This window comes from Microbulbifer agarilyticus S89 (assembly GCF_000220505.1).
In the GTDB taxonomy this organism is placed as follows: Bacteria; Pseudomonadota; Gammaproteobacteria; order Pseudomonadales; family Cellvibrionaceae; genus Microbulbifer; species Microbulbifer agarilyticus_B.
The window spans coordinates 138,185-155,608 of sequence record NZ_AFPJ01000043.1; the positions used below are offsets into that span (position 1 = coordinate 138,185).

Consider the following 17,424-nt stretch of genomic DNA (forward strand, 5'->3'; position numbering starts at 1 on the left):
CCTGCCGTCTGTGCTTGGGGAAATAGCTGTTTATGAACGATGTGACTGAGCAAACCGTTCGGCCTACTGCGGCCTGTGTGGGCGATGCTTCACTGCTCAGTGCGCGGGAACAGAGCGGCAATATCTGGCGCCTGGCGATCGCCCAGGCGCTGGCCGGCGCTAATTCGGTAGTGGCCTATGCCACCGGCGCGATTGTCGGGGCCGAATTAGCCCCTGCGTCCTGGCTGGCAACATTGCCACTGTCCATTTTTGTGGTGGGCATGGCGCTGTGTATTTTGCCGTTTGGCGCGGTCGCCGGCCGCTATGGTCGGCGTGCGGCGTTTCTGTTGGGCGCGGGTGCCGGAATACTGGCGGGTGTGCTGGGCACCTATGCAATCCTGCTTGGTGGAGTGGCGGGCTTCTGGCTGTTTTGCGGCTCGACCTTCTTCGGTGGCGCCTATGCTGCCGTGGTGCTGTCTTTTCGCTTCGCCGCTGCGGATGCGGTTGCGCCCAGTCGCAAGGCGCGCGCACTCTCCCTGGTAATGGCCGGTGGCGTTGCCGCGGGCGTGGTTGGTCCGCAACTGGTGACCTGGACCATGCACCTGTGGGCAGGTCATGTTTTTGCCGTGACGTTTATGGCACAGGCAGCTGTGGCCGCACTATCCGCCATCATTTTGTTCGGCGTACGCTTGCCGAAGCCTGTCTCAACACTGCGCAGTGGTGGCAGGTCCCTCGGCGTTATTGCGCGCCAGCCGCGCTTTATCGCCGCCGCCGCATGTGGCGCCATCTCTTACACGCTGATGAACTTCCTGATGACCGCGGCCCCGCTCGCCATGCATATACACGGGCACTCCACTGAGTCCTCCAATTTGGGATTGCAGTGGCATGTGATCGCGATGTTCGGCCCGAGCTTTTTCACCGGCAGCCTGATTGCGCGCTTTGGCGCGGAGCGGGTGATGATGGTGGGGCTGCTGCTCATTGGCCTGTCTGCGGCGGTGGGGCTGACCGGTGTCGCGGTAATGCACTTCTGGGTGACGCTGGTTTTGTTGGGGTTGGGATGGAACTTCGGTTTTCTCGGCGCCTCGGCGCTGGTACTCGAATGCCATAGCGACAGCGAAAAAACTCGCGTGCAATCCCTCAATGACTTTATTGTGTTTGGCTTGATGGCACTGGGTTCATTTGCCTCCGGCGGCCTGCTCAGTACCTACGGCTGGAATGCGGTGCTGTGGGTATCGTTTGCGCCGTTGCTAATCACTGTGTTTGCTCTGGCGGTGTTAATTTTTCAGGGGAATACTTGGGGGAATTCGCAGGGCGCCTAGAAAAAATGGTGGGCCTTCCGGGACTTAAACCCAGGACCTGCCCGGCTTTCGGGTAGAGAGGTGAGTCGGCATCCGACGGGATCAGTGTGCTGAGCTTGGGGTGAATATGGTGGGCCTTCCGGGACTTGAACCCAGGACCTGCCGATTATGAGTCGGATGCTCTAACCAACTGAGCTAAAGGCCCCCACAGGCGCTCGCAGGGACCTGCGAACGGGTTGGCAAAGTACTCGATTTTCTGCGTTAAATCAACGCTCTGGGGCAGTTTCCCCACTCTGTCCCAGTTCCTCACCATGCCCAGTTAAAGCCCAGACTGGCGTTGCCGCCGGACCAGTTCAGACCGTCCAGAGAAGTCTGGTAGCCCACGTTAACAAAGGCGCTGCCGTACTGGCTTTCCAGCAGTACCGCGCCACCGCCAAATTCGCCCCAGGTGGCCTCACGCGCAAGGTCGGTTTGCTGGTTCAGGTTGTACACCAGCTGGTCGTTGCCGCCGAGGGTGTGCCAGAGGTTGCCGAACAGGTAGAGCCGCAAATTGCCATTGAGCACCTGGGCGTCGACGTTGTAACCGCGGATACCGGCGCGAAAGTTGGCTTCCGGGGTCTTGTCCGTATCCACCCAAGAAATCCCGTCTTCGTAGGCGGAGAAGTTGGTGTAATTCACCACTGCCTGCAGTTGCGGCTCCAGGTTTATTGACTCAGTGACCTGCCAAGTAAAACCCTTTTCCATGGACAGGGTGAGCTGTGGGCCGGTGATGCTGTCGCCGATGCCGCGAGTGGATTGGCTGTGCAGCTTCACGTAGGCGACTTTAGCGGTGAAGTCGAAATAGCCCATGTTGGGACGATAGTCGTTGAAGTAGTAGCCTATGTGATGACTGGTGAGCTGGTTGCGCCCGGCGTCGTAGTTGTTGAAGCCGCGGGCGAAGCCGGTGACATCTCCGCTGCTGCGGGTGCTGCCCACAAACAGTCCCATTTCCCGTGCGCCACCGGTACAGGTGGGGCCCGCCCAAAAATTCTTACCTATCTGAAAGCCAGAGATGCTGCCGTCGAAGCGGTTATCCACATCGCCATGCCAGTTGTAGTCGGCGCGGGTGTGGTGCACGCGCGCCCACTCCTGGTTGACGCCATCAAACCAGCTGCGCTGCTCGCCGCGGCGTTTGTGGTAGCTGCCAATTTCCTGCAGCGATGTCAGGCGCGCGAGGGACTTCGCCTGGGCATACAGCGGTACTTCAGGGCGGTAGAGGGGGACGGGTTCGCCGCTCCCAGCGTCGCCGGGCAGCAGGTTGGAGCGCAGAAACCAGTTGTCGCTGTCCTCGGCGCTGCGGGCGCCGCGAAACAGCAAGTACTCGTAGGGTCCGGCGGATATCGGGCTGTCCATGTAAAACGCGTCACTGGCGGTGGTGGCACCATTGGTGGCCTCCACCACGAGAATGCCATCAATGGTATCGGCGCCGTTTCCGGAGAAGCGCTCAAATACCAGCTGTGTACTGCCGCTGGCGTGGCCACCATTCAGGATGAGACTGTCGGCAAGGCTGTCGTCACCACCGGCGATCATATCCATGTGGATGACACCCGTGCCGGTGTAATCGCCCCTTACGAGCAGTTGATTGGCGGTGGGACCACGCATGTCGATAACGCCATGGTTGACCAGCGTGAGTCCTTGGCCGCTATAGGGAATTATTGCCGCGCCCAGATGTGGTAAAGCGAGGCTACTGTCGCCGCCGATACGCAGTTGACCCGGATAGTTACCTTCGTCGCCGAGGATGAGTGTGGTGTCGAGTACCAGGCGGCTAGCGCCGTCGAGCGTGATGGATTCCCAGCGCTGCAGGCGCGCCGGGTTGCTGATAGCGACATCCCGCAGGGTCAGTGTGTCGAAGCCGTTGCCGCCATCGATCAACAGCGCATTGTTGCGTGCGGCATTGTCGCCATTTTCGAGAGTGTATTGATTGTCGCCGTCGCCCAATTGAATCTGGGCTTGCGCACTGAATGGCAAAAGCGGGAGAGCAGCGAGAAATGGGGCAAGCAAAGCTACCGCTGTGCCCGCGCCAAGATCGCGGGTCACCCGAGAATACAACATGGTTCCTTCCCTGAACTTATTACTGGGCGCAAATCCGTTGCGCTTTATTTAGGGGGTACCAATTAGGTACGTCAGTGCAGGGAGTTTAGGTCGGGGTGGCCGGGAATGCCGGGCTCAGCGCCCGGCGGTCACGAATTTTGTCGGGCTAATTCGCCCGGTCATCCATTGGCAATGGCTCAGCCAAGCCAGCGTGGTAGCAGGATGCAGGCCCAGGTGCTGACCCACAGTAGCAGGGAAATGGAAACCGCGGCGGAGCCGGTGTCTTTGGCGATTTTCGACAGCGGGTGCTTTTCCGGGCCAACCCGATCGACTACGGCTTCCACCGCGCTGTTCAGCAGTTCGACGATCATCACCAGCAGGGTGACGCCGATCAGCAGGGCGCGCTCAACGCCGGATTCACCGAGCCACAGGGCGGCGGGGATCAGGAAAATCGCCAGGGAGACTTCCTGGCGAAAGGCCGCTTCGTTGCGCCAGGTGGCGAGTAGCCCCTGACGGGAGTACTCGGTGGCATCAATAAGGCGGGAGATACCGGTTTTGCCGGGTTTGTTCACGAACTGCTCTTCCATTGTTTTTTTTTTCGCTCCGTTGCTGTGGATATTCATCCGTTTGCAATAAAACCGTGGTCCACAAAAAAGCCCGGCGAGCCGGGCTTTTTCAAGTATGGACGATTTTCCGCGATGGAAAGTTACTCGTCCAGGAAGCTGCGCAGGTGTTCGGAGCGCGAAGGGTGACGCAGTTTGCGTAGAGCCTTGGCTTCGATCTGGCGGATACGCTCCCGGGTAACGTCGAACTGCTTGCCCACTTCCTCGAGGGTGTGGTCAGTGTTCATGTCGATACCAAAGCGCATGCGCAGTACCTTTGCTTCCCGCGCGGTCAGGCCGCCCAGTACAGAGCGGGTTGCATCGTGCAGGCCGGTAGAGGTTGCGGTGTCCACCGGCGAAGACTGGTTCTGGTCTTCGATAAAGTCACCCAGATGGGAGTCTTCATCATCACCGATCGGCGTCTCCATGGAGATCGGCTCTTTGGCGATCTTCAGGACTTTACGCACCTTGTCTTCCGGCATATCCATGCGCTCGCCCAGCTCTTCCGGAGTCGGCTCGCGGCCCATCTCCTGCAGCATCTGACGGCTGATACGATTGAGCTTGTTGATGGTCTCAATCATATGCACCGGAATACGGATGGTGCGCGCCTGGTCGGCAATGGAGCGGGTGATCGCCTGGCGAATCCACCAGGTTGCATAGGTGGAGAACTTGTAACCGCGACGGTATTCGAACTTGTCTACCGCCTTCATCAGGCCGATGTTGCCTTCCTGAATCAGGTCCAGGAACTGCAGGCCGCGGTTGGTGTATTTCTTCGCGATAGAAATTACCAAGCGCAGGTTGGCCTCGACCATTTCTTTCTTGGCGCGACGAGAGCGTGCCTCACCGATGGACATACGGCGGTTGATCTCTTTGATCTGGCCAACGTCCAGTTGCGCTTTTTCCTGGGCCTGCTGCAGCTTGCGCTGGGCACGCTGGATTTCGTCCGCTACCTGACGCAGTGCATCAGAGTAGTCGCGCTTTTTCTTGATGATCGCCGGGATCCAATCTTGATTGGTCTCGTTACCGGGGAACTCCTTGATGAAGGTCTTGCGCGGCATGCGGGCACGCTTGATGCACAGGTTCATCACCAGGCGTTCCTGGGCGCGCACTTCGTCGAGAATGTTGCGCACTTCGGTGTACAGCGGATCGAACTGGCGCGGGGCCAGTTTGAAGAAGCGGAATACTTCGCCCACGGCTTCCATGGCAGTGCCGGCTTCTTTGGAATCGCGGCCGTGCTTTTTGATTGCCGCGTCCGCTTTCTTCTGCGCGGCAATCAGCGCGTTCATGCGCTCGGCAAGCTCTTCCGGGTCGATACCGCCGACGTTTTCCTCTTCTTCCTCGGAGTCATCATCGTCGTCGGAATCGTCGTCGCTGTCTTCCTCTTTGGACGCCTGCGCGGCCTGGCCTGCCTGGGCACCCGGAGGCACGTCTTCGGCGGGGTCGAGCCAGCCGGCAATCACATCGGGGATGCGACGCTCTTCTTTCTCGATCAGCGCGTATTCGTCGATGATGTGCTGCACGGCGCCCGGCCAGTAGGCGAGGGCGGCCATCAGTTCACGCAGGCCTTCTTCGATACGCTTGGCGATGGCGATCTCGCCTTCGCGGGTAAGCAGCTCTACGGTACCCATTTCACGCATGTACATGCGCACGGGGTCGGTGGTACGGCCTACATCGGATTCTACGGCGGCGAGCGCGGCAGCGGCTTCGGCGGCGGCGATTTCATCAGCGGAGCTGTCGCCTTCGGCCATCAACAGTTCTTCGGCATCCGGTGCTTGTTCAAACACCTTGATGCCCATGTCGTTGATCATGCCGATGATGTCTTCCACCTGATCGGGATCAGAGATGTCCTCTGGCAGGTGGTCATTCACTTCCGCATAGGTGAGGTAGCCCTGCTCTTTACCGCGGGCAATCAGTTCTCGAATGCGGGAGGTGGTTTTTTGCTGTTGGGTTTTGTCGGTCATGCACAACCCTGAATTCTGGGGATTGATAGTCGGGACTTTTGTCTGGACAAAGACGCGGGATTATAGCGTATTTGCGATAGCAATAACCACTATGACTGTCAAGGCAGATGGCGTGGTTCAGGGTGTCCTGGCGCGCTTGTCTTTGGTTCCCCACCGGCTAATGACGGCGGGCCTGTGTATATGGTGCTGGCCAGAGGGAATTCAAGGGGGAGTGGCTGAAAACCTTGCCAGGCGGCCGTGCTTAGTCCTGCTTGCGGCGAAATTGTGCCAGTAGCGCTAGCTGGTCGGCGCTCAGCTGGTTGCCGTTGCTCTTCAGTTGGTCCAGCAGGCCCCGTTTGCGCTCGCGTTCGGCGGTGAGGTCCAGGGTGCGCAGGCAATCGCTGAACTCGGTATGCGGGTCGTATTCCATGGCCTGGCCCTGGCCGCCGACAATGGGGTGGCTCATGGCGAGGCGCGGCAGCAGCTCGCGGGCTTCCTTGCTCTCCAGGTTTAGCAGGCGGCCGAACAGCTGGTTGCTGTTAAGGCCGGGGTTTTGGTGCAGAACCTGCAGGATTTGGCCGAACAGCTGCAAATCGGCGTCGTTACTGGCGCTAAATCGGCCGCTGTCCTCAATCGTTTCCGCCAGTTGCGGATGGTGCAGCAGCAGCGCGATCAGCATGCGCTCGGCGGGCAGGCGGTACTGGCCGCTGCGGCGGCGCGGACCTTCCTGGGCTGCCGGGCTGTTTTCCGGGCTGTTTTCCGGGCTGTCTTCCGGATAGCCCTGGGGGATTGCGTTCTCGTCATAGTCGGGCGGCGGCCCGTCGTAGGCCTCTGCGGGGGGCGCCTGGTCACCATAAGGTAGCGGCGCTGCTTCCCCGGCGGGGGAGTTCGCCATGGGCATCGCAGAGGGGGCGGATGCAGGTTTGGCCGCTGGCCTGCTTCCTGGCTGGCTTCCCGGCTGGCTTCCCGGCTTAGCTGCCGGTTTGGGTGCCGGCTGCGACTGGCGGGCGAGTTCGGCGCTGCGGGCTTTTTCTGCGGCGATAATCTCTTCCAGCATGTCCTGTTCGAGGCCGGTACGCCGCGCCAGTTGCTGGAACATGAGTTGGCGATATACGCCGGCAGGCAGTCGGTCGAGCAGGGGCGCGGCGGCCTTCGACAGGCGCGCGCGGCCATCCATGGTCTGGATGTTGATGCCTTCCCCAAGCAGGTCGAACAGGAAGTCTTCCAGCGGACGGCCCTGCTCGTCGATCAGCTGGTCAAAGCGCTCGCCGCCAATCTGGCGCACCAGGGTGTCCGGGTCTTCCCCTTCCGGCAGTAGCAGGAAGCGTAGGCTGCGGCCGTCCTGCATGTGCGGCAGGCCCGCTTCGAGTGCGCGGCGGGCGGCGGTGCGGCCGGCCTGGTCGCCGTCAAAACAGAATACGACTTCCTGGGTATGGCGGAACGCCAGTTGGATATGGTCCTCACCACAGGCTGTACCAAGGGTGGCTACGGCGCAGCGGATATCGAACTGGGCCAGCGCCACCACATCCATATAGCCCTCCACCACGATCAGCCGCTTGAGCTCGCGGTTAGCCTGGCGCGCTTCCCACAGGCCGTAGAGTTCGCGGCCCTTGTGGAAGATCGGGGTTTCCGGTGAATTCAGGTATTTGGGCTTGTCGTCCCCCAGTACCCGGCCGCCGAAGGCAATGGTGCGCCCGCGTTGGTCGCGAATCGGGAACATGATGCGGTTGCGAAAGCGGTCGTAATGGTGGCGCTTGGCTGGCTCGACTTTGCCCCCCTCTTTATGATTTGAGAGGCCGTCGCTGTCCTGGCGGCGGATCGCCAGCCCGGCAAGTTCCAGCTGCGCGGCTTTTTCCGCGCTGGTGCCCAGCTGGTTCAGCAGGTTGTCCCAACCGGGCGGTGCCAGGCCGATGCCGAATTCCTTGCAGATGGCGCCGGACAGGCCGCGGTTTTTCAGGTAGGTAATCGCTGGCGTGGAGACCTTGTGGTCCCGCAGCTTCTCGCGATAGAACTCCGCCGCTTTCTCGGTGAGCTGGTAGAGGGACTGGCTTTCCTGCTGGCGCTTGAGTTGGCCTGCGTCCAGTTTCTCCCGCGGTACTTCCAGGCTCAGGCTGGCGGCGAGCTTTTCCACTGCCTCGGGGAACGGTAGGCGGTCGTATTCCATCAGGAAGCCAACGGCATTGCCGCTGGCTCCACAGCCGAAGCAGTAGTAGAACTGTTTGTCAGGACTTACCGTGAAAGATGGGGTTTTTTCGTCGTGAAAAGGACAGCAGGCGGAATAGTTTTTCCCAGTTTTGCGCAGCTTAACGCGGCTATCGACGACCGGAACAATGTCGGCGCGGGCCAACAGGTCGTCGATAAAATACTGCGGGATCTTGCCTGCCATCGGTCGTTAATCTAACTACCAGGGCGGCGTTAGAAGGAAGCCTTTACAAGCTTGCTGACTGCGCCCATGTCGGCACGGCCCTGCACTTGCGGCTTCACCAGTGCCATTACCTTGCCCATGTCGGCCATGCTGGCAGCACCGGTTTCCTTGACTGCCGCGGCTACGATTTCCTGGATTTCCGCTTCGCTCAGCTGCTCCGGCAGGAAGTCCTGGATCACCTCAATTTCCTGCTGCTCTACTTCGGCAAGCTCCGGGCGGCCGGCTTTTTCGTACTGGGTGATGGAGTCGCGGCGCTGCTTGGTCATTTTGTCCAGCAGGGCCAGAATGCGCGCGTCATCCAGCTCGATACGCTCATCCACCTCAACGCGCTTGATCTCTGCATTGATCAGTCGCAGGGTCGCCAGACGTGCCTTTTCGCGGGCCTTCATGGCGTTTTTGGTGGCAGTAGCGAGGGTTTCCTTGAGTGTGCTCATTTGGCGTTGTCCGGTTCTGGTTGCAGAAGATGGGAATAAGGCGGCTAGCATAGCGCCTGTGGCGGGGCGGCTGAAGGGGCAGCTTTGGATAAATCGCCGCGCAACAAATAGAAAACGGCGCGCGAGTGACCTCGGGCGCCGTTTCAGATCGCGAACCGCGTTCGCGTCAGCGTGCTGTGAGCGAGAGACCGGGCTCAGGCCCGGCAAAACTCAGTAGAGACGCTGGAACTTGCGGTTTTCGCGCTGCATTTTCTTGGCGTGGCGCTTAACAGCAGCCGCAGCCTTGCGCTTGCGAACAGAAGTGGGCTTCTCGTAAAACTCGCGACGACGTACTTCGGAGAGTACACCGGCTTTTTCGCAGGAGCGCTTGAAGCGGCGCAGAGCGATGTCAAATGGCTCGTTGTCTTTGATGCGTACTGAGGGCATTAGATTACCTGTAAAATTCGTTTCTCTCGGCCAGAATCCCTCAAGCAATACTTACTCGTAACACTACGGGAACTGGCGGGGCCTATCCGGCAAACTGTCTATCTCGCAGATACAAGCCGGAGGCCGGTTCACAGCGAGGGCGCAAATTCTATACAGATGATTTGGCCTTCGCAAGCCTTGTGGGTGCAATTGCGCCAACCGGGTGCCAGCCAGCGCCACACGGGCGTTGCGACTGGCTAGACGGCATCGCAGATGACCCGATTGCAGCCTCGAGTATGAGGTTAATCTGGCCGCTGCTGGCAAACGGGCGGTGACTTCGGCGCGGTGCGGCGGATTTCTGGCCCACGTGAGAGTATGATAGCGCCCCCGCAAGGGGGTTGGTGCCGGTAATTTGGCCGGTTGCGACATGTTTTCGGTTAAATTGTCATTACATAAGGGAAGTCGGGCACTGTGCGAGTACTCGGAATAGAAACGTCCTGCGATGAAACCGGGGTAGCCCTGTACGACAGCGAACAGGGGCTGCTTGGTCACACGCTCTACAGTCAGGTAAAGCTGCACGCGGACTACGGTGGTGTGGTGCCCGAGCTTGCCAGCCGCGACCATGTGCGCAAACTGTTGCCGCTGGTGCGCGAAGTGATGGCGCAGAGCAATACTCGCGCCGAAGATATCGACGGTGTGGCCTACACCGCGGGCCCGGGCCTGATTGGCGCGCTGATGGTGGGCGCCTGTGCTGGCCGGGCCATTGCCTACGGCTGGGATGTCCCGGCGATCGGTGTGCACCATATGGAGGGGCATTTGCTAGCCCCGATGCTGGAGGAAAACCCGCCGGAATTCCCTTTTGTGGCACTGCTGGTTTCCGGCGGCCATACCCAGCTGGTGGATGTGCAGGGATTGGGGCAATACGAGTTGCTCGGCGAGTCCCTCGATGATGCCGCCGGTGAGGCCTTCGACAAGGCGGCTAAAATGCTGGACCTGGATTATCCTGGAGGCCCGCGCCTCGCGGCGCTGGCGGAAAAAGGCGACCCGCTGCGCTTTACCTTCCCGCGCCCGATGACCGACCGCCCCGGGCTCGACTTCAGCTTCTCCGGCCTGAAAACGTTCACCCTCACCACCGTGCAAAAACATGCACTGGAAGACGGTTTGCCGGATGAGCAGACCTGTGCGGATATCGCCGCAGCCTTCCAGGAAGCGGTGGTGGATACGCTGGTCATTAAATGCCGCCGCGCCCTCAAGCAGGCGAAGCGCAAGACGCTGGTGATTGCCGGCGGGGTTTCGGCAAATACCCTGCTGCGCCAGCGGCTGGAAGCGCGGCTCGCAGAAGACGGCTGCAGTGTGTATTACCCGCGACAGGAATTCTGTACCGACAACGGTGCGATGATCGCTTATGCCGGTTGCCTGCGTTTGCAGGCCGGGCAGCGTGCGGATCTCGAAATCGAAGTGCGTCCGCGCTGGCCGCTGACCGAATTGACCGGTGCGCTCGGTGCTCGCTAGCGAGCAAGCGCAGAATAAAAAGTACAAATGAAAGGAGACGAGCGTTGGATATCGTTTACATCCGTGATTTGAAAGTCGAGACCATTATTGGCATTTACGACTGGGAGCGGGAAGTGCGCCAGACCGTGAGTCTCGATATCGAAATGGCATTCGATATCCGTGAGGCTGCCCGCACGGACAATATCGAACACACGCTGAACTACAAAGCCGTTGCCAAGCGCCTGATCGCATTTATCGAGGGCAGCGAGTTCCTGCTGGTGGAGACCATGGCAGAACAGGCCGCGGAGATTGTGCGCAGCGAATTCAATGTGAGCTGGCTGCGCCTGCGCCTTTCCAAGCCGGGCGCCGTGCGCGGCGCGCGCGATGTGGGTGTCATCATAGAACGTGGTAAAAAACAGGCTGTGGAGGTCTGATCAATGGCAATCGTCTACCTGAGTCTCGGTAGTAACATTGACCGTGAAAAGCACTTGTGTGCCGCGCTGGATGCGTTAGTAGAAGCCTTCGGAGACCTGAAAATGTCCCAGGTCTACGAAAGTGAAGCGGTGGGCTTCGAGGGCGATAATTTTTACAACCTGGTAGCGGCAATCGATACGGGTCTGTCGGTTGGCGAGCTGGCCCTGCGCCTGCGCGATATCGAAGATGCCAATGGCCGCGTGCGCAGTGGGCCAAAGTTCAGCGCGCGGACCCTGGACATCGATATTCTCACTTATGGCGATCTCACCGGCGAAGTCGACGGCGTGGCCCTGCCGCGCGATGAAATCCTCAAGAATGCGTTCGTGTTGCTGCCGTTCTCGGAGCTTGCCCCGCAAGCTGTGCATCCCGTTGCGAAGCAGACCTATCAGCAGCTCTGGGAGGCTTACGATAAAGCGTCCCAGAAACTCTGGCCTGTGCCTTTCAACTGGCCGGAAGACTAGGATCGGTTGCACTGGGTTTGGCGCTGGCAAGCAGCCGCACGATATCCAGTGCTTTCTTCAGCTCTCCCTTCATGGCCGCGACAATTCCGTGCATGGCCAGTAAACGTCGGTCAATCACTTCTCCATCAGCTTCTGCGTGCTGCAAAAAATTCTGCAGCACGTCACTGGCTGACCCGTGGCCTTTACTCTCATAGGCCAGCAGTACTTCCACGGTTTTTTCGGTCTCGGTGATGGCTCGTTGTGCCGGTGTATAACCCAGCGCGCGAACCATGTCCTCGGTGACATTCCATGACGACCAAGGATTTTGCCCGGTGATCAGGCCGTCATCAGCGCTGACCTGGTTCAGGTAGAGTGGGCCTTTCTCAAATACGGCACCGTTATCGCGCAAGCGGGTCTCGAGTAAGAACGGAAATACCTGCTCGGCATCCGGTATTAGGAACAGCTCCTCTTCGTTAGTGAAACTACTGATGCGACGCCCTTCGAGAAACGAAGCGCCGGAATCGAGTGTGATGTCTGCCAGTGCGGCGGGGCCGTGGCAGACCGCACCGATGACGCCATCGTTCTCATGTAGTGCGACAACCAGGTCATGTATGGCTGGGTTGCCCGGGAAATCAAACATGGCGCCTTTGCCTCCGGCAAAGAAGATGCCTTCATACTGGTCCGCGACAATGTTTTCCAAAGGAATACTGTTGCGCAGCTTTGCCATTGCGGCCTCATCGTTCAGAAAGGCATATTCGAACGGTCCCATGTCATCCTTGTCCATCACCGCGGGTGGTTCCCCGCCCAGTGGGCTGGCGATATCCACGGCAAAACCGTTGGCGCTGAATACATAGTAGGGGCGCACGAGTTCGGTAAATTCATAGCCGGTTTTTTTACCCGTGTCGCCAAACTCCGAGGCACTGCTAACGACCACGAGAATGCGTCCGCGTGGTTTCTCAGTAGGAATTTGCTTGAGGTAGGGCACATCCGCGATGGTTGTGCGTGCCAATGCTTCGTGATCGGGTGCCGACGGGATAAGACTTTTTAACCAGAAGGCGGCACCGAACAAAACTGCGGTGATGCAAAGGATGGTTGTCAGTATTTTTTTGAGCATGGAGGATCTCCTGTATGTAGTAGGGAGATCTTGTCTGACCCGAGGTGAAGCGCGGGTGAAATAATCGGACTAAGTGGACTTGGCGAGATGTTGCTGGTCGCTGTCATCCACTGTAGGAAATACACGGAGCGAAAATTTACCGTTCTCGCAAGTGCATGAGAATCGCCAGTCCAGTGCGCTAAATATTCTGTTCGCTAGATAGAGGCCCTGTCCAAAGCCTTCACTGTCCGGCCCACGCGCGCCTGCCTCAAACAATGATGTCGTCTCGAGGTCTTCCGCTACGGGGTTTTCAAAGGTGAGCGCACCACCCTCGTAGTGAAGTAGCAGCGCGGGTTGGGATGCGTGCTGGCTGGTATTGTCGAGAAGAATATCAAGCAGCGATGCCGCAAGTTGCGGGTGTCCTGTTACCGGCAGAGTGTCGGGTAGCGTAACGTCCAACTGAAAGTCTGCGCACATGGTTATCTCGCGGCGCGCGAGTAGGCGCTCCTCTACCAGCGGTCGCAGGTCGAAACTGGAACGCTCGAAGGATTCCGATCGTGCCAGTGTCAGCAGCGTGCTGACGGTTCTGTTCATTGCCGCCAGTATCTCACTGAGCTTGCGAGATTCTTCCACATTCAAACCTTGCTCGGTGGCAAGAGCAAGGGTGTTACTGGCGATAGCCAGGTTTGTGCGCAGTTCGTGGCTGACATCGTGGGTGAATTCCGCCTCCCTCTGCCGGGCCTGTTGAAGTTCGTGCAGGTTGCGTTGCAGGGTACGCGCGAGAAAGCCGATCTCGTCGTGACGGCTGCTGGTGCTCAGCGCCAGTGGCGACTGGCTGGTTGCTTGCGACTCAACCTCCCGGGCCAAGTTGAGAATTGGGCGAATGGCGCTCGTCACAAGCCGGTAGGCAAGCCATAGCGCCAAAAGCGTGGTGAGCAGAAACACGGCCAGTGGCAGCCAGATCAGCCGGCCCGATTGACTGGAAACGGTGAGCAGATCGCCGACTTCAGCGGCAAGTATTGCTCCAGTGCCGGGGGAAAGTTCGCGCAAGTGAAAATGCTGGTGCCCTTCAACAAAGTATTCGGCCCTGCGTTGTTCGCCAGCCAGTGCGGTAAGGAATTCTGGCGGGGTATCGGCATTTGATGTGTACAGGGTAAACATCGGTAGCCGGGGGCTGGGCAGGGTGCCGTCATTGCGAAATGACTGTTCGATGTAACGCGCTTCTTCATTAATCAGGTTGTCGAGCAGCTGGTCCTCAATCACGTAGGCCGTGAGCAGCCCGATACCGGAATAAATCAGGCAGAGCAGCAGGGTAAAGCCACCGAACAGGGTGAAGACTTTACGCTGCAGGTTGCTGCGGGGTGTTTCAGCTTGCACTTGGTTGCTCCAGCTGGAAGCCGATACTGCTGATGGTGCGCAGCATGGGCTCGGGAAATGGCCGGTCCAGCTGACGTCGCAGGCTATAGATGTGGGATTTCAGCGCGTCGCTGTCGGGCGGGTTATCGCCCCATATACGATGCACAATTTCCCCGCGGCTGAGTGGCTCGGGATAGGTACAGGCAAGCTCCCACAGGATATTGAAGGCAATGGTGGTGAGCTTGAGGGCTTGCCCATCTCTGCTTGCCTCGCGACGGCGCCGGTGGACATACAGGGGGCCGATATGGATTTCGTCATTGCGGTGCAATTCCCGACGTCGCGCCAGCGCGCGGCAACGCAGGGCCAGCTCACGCGGGTCGAACGGTTTGCACAAGTAGTCATCTGCGCCCGAGTCAAACCCCTGTGCCTTGTCGGCAAAGGCATCGCGGGCGGTCAGCATCAGAATCGGGGCAGCGAACTGTGCTTTCTCACGCAGCTGTCGACAGACTTCGAGGCCATCGATGTCCGGCAGGTTCAGGTCCAGCAGAATCAGGTCATAGATCTCCTGCAGTGCCAGTTGCAGGCCGAGTTGCCCGTTACTGGCAAAGTCCACATGCCAGCCGTGCCCTTCCAGGAATTGACCGGTCTGACGGGCAAGGGTGGGGTTGTCTTCAACCAGAAGAATCTTGAGGGAGTTCACCGGCAGTGCCTGTCACATGTTGGATGAGTAGACATTGTGACAAGGTACCGGTGAAATTGAAGTGAAATCTGATTTGCTGAGGAGCTGCAGGCTTTGCAGGCGCAGCTCCCAGGTTTTGATCAGCTCAGGCTTGCCAATGCCGCTTTGGTAAACGGTACGATTTCTTCTTCGCGACCTTGTTGTACTTTTTGCAGCCAGTTCGGGTCTTGCAGCAGGGCACGGCCCACGGCAATCATGTCGAATTCGCCCTTATCCATACGGCGTGTCAGCTCGTCCAGGCCGGTGGGGTTGGCGGTGCCGCCCATGCCCTGGTTGTTGCCGCCAATAAAGTCATCGTCGAGACCGGCACTGCCCACTGAAATGACCGGCTTGCCGGTAAGCTCTTTAGTCCAACCGGCCAGGTTCATATCGGAGCCTTCGAATTCCGGCACCCAGAAGCGTCGTGTCGATGCGTGGAAAATATCCACACCGGCATTACTGAGCGGAGTCAGGAAGCGCTCCAGCTCTTCTGGCGTGTGCGCCAGTCGTGCATCGTAGTCCTGCTGTTTCCACTGGGAATAGCGCAGGACAATGGCAAAATCCTCGCCTACCGCGTCACGAACGGCTTCGACAATTTCCACCGCGAAGCGGGTACGGTTTTCCAGCGAGCCGCCGTACTCGTCGTCGCGCACGTTGGTGCCTTCCCAGAAAAACTGGTCGATCAGGTAACCGTGGGCACCGTGCAGCTCGACGCCGTCAAAACCAATCGCTTTTGCCGCTTTGGCAGCATCGGCAAATGCCTGCACGGTTTCCTGGATGTCGGCTTTGCTCATCGCCTTGCCGTTGGGTTTGCCGGGCTTGAACAGGCCGGAGGGCGAGTAACCGGGAAGGGATTTGTCCGGCCCGGTGCCTTCCTTGCGCACTGCGCCTACATGCCACAGCTGCGGAATAATCTGGCCACCGGCTGCATGCACGCCTTCGACGACTTTTTTCCAGCCCGCGAGGGCCTCGTCACCGTAGAACGCAGGCACATTTTCATAGCCGTTCCCGGCCGGGTGGACGAAAGTGCCTTCGGTAATCAGCAGGCCCACTTCGCCCTCGGCGCGGCGGCGGTAGTAGCCCGCTACCTGATCGTTGGGGATATTGCCGGGGGAAGCGGTGCGGGTCATGGGGGCCATGGCCACACGATTGCGTAACTTCAGGGATTTGTGTTCGAAGGGACGCAACAGACTGTCGAGAGGGTTGCTCATCGTGTACTCCTGCTTAAGGGTTTCGAGTCGTGCGACTTTACCCGTTTACGGCGGCAGGGTTAACCCTCTGCGATACGCTGTGGCAGACGTGCGATGAGCGGTTACTTTCGTGAATGGTTAGTCGCTTTTTTTCAGCGCGCGCAATTTATCTTCGTGCTTGCGCAGCTCCTCCTTATTCGCGAGGATTTCGTCCATGCTCAGGCCCTTGAGCTCATGGGGGAAGACCAGCCACTTGTCCGTTTCGTGCAGGTAGTAGTCCGGCTCCATATCGGTCTGATTGCGACTGGGCTTGAAGTAGGGGCAGGCAACCCGGATTTCCGGAGTGTTTTTCTTTGCCGCCTTGCGCATGTCACTGATGGCTTGCTGGATGCTCAGTCCGGTATCGTAAACGTCGTCGACAATCAGCATTTTTTCATGGGACTCCACCTGTTTGATCAGGTAGGTCAGCCCGTGCACTTTGACTTCTTTCTGGCGCTGGTTAACCCCAGAGTAGGAGGAGGTGCGAATGGCAATGTGGTCCGCGTGGAAGCCGAGGAAATCGAACATCTCCTGCACAGCGATGCCGATAGGCGCCCCGCCGCGCCAAACCCCAACGATGTAGTCCGGCTGAAAACCACTCTCCACGACCTTCAGGGCCAAGGTGTAGGAATCGTCCAGCAGGGACTGGGCGGAAATATATTGCTTTTCGCTCACTGCGTTACCTCAAGCTTCGATTTAAATACCGGCATTACATATTCAGGCTGCGGCCACCGTCGACCGCGATTGTCTGGCCGGTGATATAGGGGGCATCACAGGCCAGGAAGCGCACCGTGCGTGCGATGTCTGAAGGGTCACCGCTGCGTTGCATGGGGATGCGCTCCAGTATCTGCTCCTTGTTATAGCCTTCACTGGCCTGTTCCGGCCACAGAATCGCTCCCGGGGCCACTGCATTGACCCGTACCCGTGGTGCCAGTTCGCGAGCCAGGCTCTTGGTCATCATGACCAGGCCCGCCTTGGCCGCACTGTAAATCGTGTGGCTGGGCATGGGCTTGTCTGCGTGAATATCGGCCAGGTTGACGATGCAGCCACCGGCATCCGCCAGCGCGGGAGTCAGGGCCTGACTGAGAAAAAATGGGGCTTTCAAGTTGCTGCCCATCAATTCCCCCCAATGCTGTTCGCTGGTCTGGCCGATGGGGGTGGGATAAAAGGCGGACGCGTTGTTCACCAACACGGAAACCTCGCCAAAGCAGGCCAGAGCAGCCTCTGCCAGCCGCTGGCAGTCATCGGCACTTGCCAGCTCGCTTTGAACTGTGGCCGCCGAGCCGGGGCGGCGCTGATTGAGAGATTCCACCAGCGCTTGCGCGGCCTGGTTGGAGTGGCGGTAATGCACAATGACTTGGTGATCGCGGTGGAGTTCTTCGGCGATTGCGCGCCCGAGGCGCGCGGCGGCGCCGGTAATCAGAGCTGTGGCCATTCGTGTATTCCCGTCGGCGGATGGGTTGCGAGGAG

General features: G+C 59.1%; 16 protein-coding genes and 1 tRNA gene. 4 read left to right on the forward strand and 13 right to left on the reverse strand.

Annotated features, from left to right (window positions below):
• The first annotated feature begins 32 nt into the window (after positions 1 to 32).
• Positions 33 to 1,298, forward strand: a complete 1,266-nt coding sequence (locus AS89_RS0114205; protein WP_010133372.1) for an MFS transporter — start codon at positions 33 to 35, stop codon at positions 1,296 to 1,298.
• A 107-nt stretch (positions 1,299 to 1,405) separates the two neighbouring features.
• Here the strand turns inward: AS89_RS0114205 and AS89_RS0114210 are convergent.
• The 7 genes from AS89_RS0114210 to rpsU form a co-directional block, all read right to left on the reverse strand.
• Positions 1,406 to 1,482: transfer RNA gene (locus tag AS89_RS0114210), tRNA-Ile, on the reverse strand.
• 101 nt (positions 1,483 to 1,583) lie between these two features.
• Positions 1,584 to 3,368, reverse strand: a complete 1,785-nt coding sequence (locus tag AS89_RS0114215; protein ID WP_010133373.1) for an autotransporter family protein — start codon at positions 3,366 to 3,368, stop codon at positions 1,584 to 1,586.
• A gap of 176 nt (positions 3,369 to 3,544) precedes the next feature.
• The gene (locus tag AS89_RS0114220; protein WP_033230573.1) at positions 3,545 to 3,934 is read right to left on the reverse strand and encodes a diacylglycerol kinase; all 390 of its coding nucleotides are present in this window, start codon (positions 3,932 to 3,934) and stop codon (positions 3,545 to 3,547) included.
• A gap of 119 nt (positions 3,935 to 4,053) precedes the next feature.
• Positions 4,054 to 5,910, reverse strand: a complete 1,857-nt coding sequence (rpoD, locus tag AS89_RS0114225) for an RNA polymerase sigma factor RpoD (RefSeq protein ID WP_010133375.1) — start codon at positions 5,908 to 5,910, stop codon at positions 4,054 to 4,056.
• Positions 5,911 to 6,151: 241 nt separating this feature from the next.
• A complete protein-coding gene (dnaG, locus tag AS89_RS18280) occupies positions 6,152 to 8,275 on the reverse strand; it encodes a DNA primase (RefSeq protein ID WP_010133377.1) in 2,124 nt (707 codons plus the stop codon).
• 29 nt (positions 8,276 to 8,304) lie between these two features.
• Positions 8,305 to 8,748, reverse strand: coding sequence for a GatB/YqeY domain-containing protein (locus AS89_RS0114235; RefSeq protein WP_010133378.1), 444 nt, complete (start codon positions 8,746 to 8,748; stop codon positions 8,305 to 8,307).
• Between the two features lie 210 nt (positions 8,749 to 8,958).
• The gene (rpsU, locus tag AS89_RS0114240) at positions 8,959 to 9,174 is read right to left on the reverse strand and encodes a 30S ribosomal protein S21 (RefSeq protein WP_010133379.1); all 216 of its coding nucleotides are present in this window, start codon (positions 9,172 to 9,174) and stop codon (positions 8,959 to 8,961) included.
• A gap of 450 nt (positions 9,175 to 9,624) precedes the next feature.
• On the opposite strand from rpsU, the gene tsaD reads away from it, so the two are divergent.
• The 3 genes from tsaD to folK are packed head-to-tail and all read left to right on the forward strand — an operon-like array spanning position 9,625 to position 11,579.
• Entirely contained in the window at positions 9,625 to 10,665 is a 1,041-nt protein-coding gene (gene tsaD / locus AS89_RS0114245; RefSeq protein WP_010133380.1) for a tRNA (adenosine(37)-N6)-threonylcarbamoyltransferase complex transferase subunit TsaD, read from the forward strand.
• A gap of 44 nt (positions 10,666 to 10,709) precedes the next feature.
• The gene (gene folB, locus AS89_RS0114250; RefSeq protein WP_010133381.1) at positions 10,710 to 11,078 is read left to right on the forward strand and encodes a dihydroneopterin aldolase; all 369 of its coding nucleotides are present in this window, start codon (positions 10,710 to 10,712) and stop codon (positions 11,076 to 11,078) included.
• Positions 11,079 to 11,081: 3 nt separating this feature from the next.
• Positions 11,082 to 11,579: a 2-amino-4-hydroxy-6-hydroxymethyldihydropteridine diphosphokinase gene (folK, locus tag AS89_RS0114255; protein WP_010133382.1), complete on the forward strand. Its 498-nt coding sequence runs from the start codon at positions 11,082 to 11,084 to the stop codon at positions 11,577 to 11,579.
• On the opposite strand, the gene AS89_RS0114260 is transcribed toward folK, so the two are convergent.
• The 6 genes from AS89_RS0114260 to AS89_RS0114285 all read right to left on the reverse strand — a co-directional run bounded on the left by AS89_RS0114260 (position 11,560) and on the right by AS89_RS0114285 (position 17,389).
• Positions 11,560 to 12,672, reverse strand: coding sequence for a type 1 glutamine amidotransferase domain-containing protein (locus tag AS89_RS0114260; RefSeq protein ID WP_010133383.1), 1,113 nt, complete (start codon positions 12,670 to 12,672; stop codon positions 11,560 to 11,562). The two genes, folK and AS89_RS0114260, sit on opposite strands and share 20 nt — an antisense overlap.
• Before the next feature lie 69 nt (positions 12,673 to 12,741).
• Positions 12,742 to 14,028, reverse strand: a complete 1,287-nt coding sequence (locus tag AS89_RS0114265; RefSeq protein WP_010133384.1) for a sensor histidine kinase — start codon at positions 14,026 to 14,028, stop codon at positions 12,742 to 12,744.
• Entirely contained in the window at positions 14,018 to 14,707 is a 690-nt protein-coding gene (locus AS89_RS0114270) for a response regulator transcription factor (protein WP_010133385.1), read from the reverse strand. The genes AS89_RS0114265 and AS89_RS0114270 overlap by 11 nt, the downstream gene beginning before the upstream one ends.
• A gap of 119 nt (positions 14,708 to 14,826) precedes the next feature.
• A complete protein-coding gene (locus AS89_RS0114275; RefSeq protein ID WP_010133386.1) occupies positions 14,827 to 15,936 on the reverse strand; it encodes an NADH:flavin oxidoreductase in 1,110 nt (369 codons plus the stop codon).
• A gap of 117 nt (positions 15,937 to 16,053) precedes the next feature.
• Complete coding sequence (locus AS89_RS0114280; protein ID WP_010133387.1) at positions 16,054 to 16,629, reverse strand: phosphoribosyltransferase; 576 nt, start codon at positions 16,627 to 16,629, stop codon at positions 16,054 to 16,056.
• A gap of 34 nt (positions 16,630 to 16,663) precedes the next feature.
• Complete coding sequence (locus AS89_RS0114285) at positions 16,664 to 17,389, reverse strand: pteridine reductase (RefSeq protein ID WP_010133388.1); 726 nt, start codon at positions 17,387 to 17,389, stop codon at positions 16,664 to 16,666.
• Positions 17,390 to 17,424: the final 35 nt, after the last annotated feature.

What these genes read in the sequence shown, in the direction of transcription:
- AS89_RS0114275 (WP_010133386.1), bottom strand. Translation starts at nt 15,936, where the DNA reads ATGAGCAACCCTCTCGACAGTCTGTTGCGTCCCTTCGAACACAAATCC.
- AS89_RS0114260 (WP_010133383.1), bottom strand. Translation starts at nt 12,672, where the DNA reads ATGCTCAAAAAAATACTGACAACCATCCTTTGCATCACCGCAGTTTTG.
- AS89_RS0114235 (WP_010133378.1), bottom strand. Translation starts at nt 8,748, where the DNA reads ATGAGCACACTCAAGGAAACCCTCGCTACTGCCACCAAAAACGCCATG.
- AS89_RS0114205 (WP_010133372.1), top strand. Translation starts at nt 33, where the DNA reads ATGAACGATGTGACTGAGCAAACCGTTCGGCCTACTGCGGCCTGTGTG.
- folK (WP_010133382.1), top strand. Translation starts at nt 11,082, where the DNA reads ATGGCAATCGTCTACCTGAGTCTCGGTAGTAACATTGACCGTGAAAAG.
- dnaG (WP_010133377.1), bottom strand. Translation starts at nt 8,275, where the DNA reads ATGGCAGGCAAGATCCCGCAGTATTTTATCGACGACCTGTTGGCCCGC.
- AS89_RS0114220 (WP_033230573.1), bottom strand. Translation starts at nt 3,934, where the DNA reads ATGGAAGAGCAGTTCGTGAACAAACCCGGCAAAACCGGTATCTCCCGC.
- rpoD (WP_010133375.1), bottom strand. Translation starts at nt 5,910, where the DNA reads ATGACCGACAAAACCCAACAGCAAAAAACCACCTCCCGCATTCGAGAA.
- AS89_RS0114215 (WP_010133373.1), bottom strand. Translation starts at nt 3,368, where the DNA reads ATGTTGTATTCTCGGGTGACCCGCGATCTTGGCGCGGGCACAGCGGTA.
- rpsU (WP_010133379.1), bottom strand. Translation starts at nt 9,174, where the DNA reads ATGCCCTCAGTACGCATCAAAGACAACGAGCCATTTGACATCGCTCTG.
- AS89_RS0114285 (WP_010133388.1), bottom strand. Translation starts at nt 17,389, where the DNA reads ATGGCCACAGCTCTGATTACCGGCGCCGCCGCGCGCCTCGGGCGCGCA.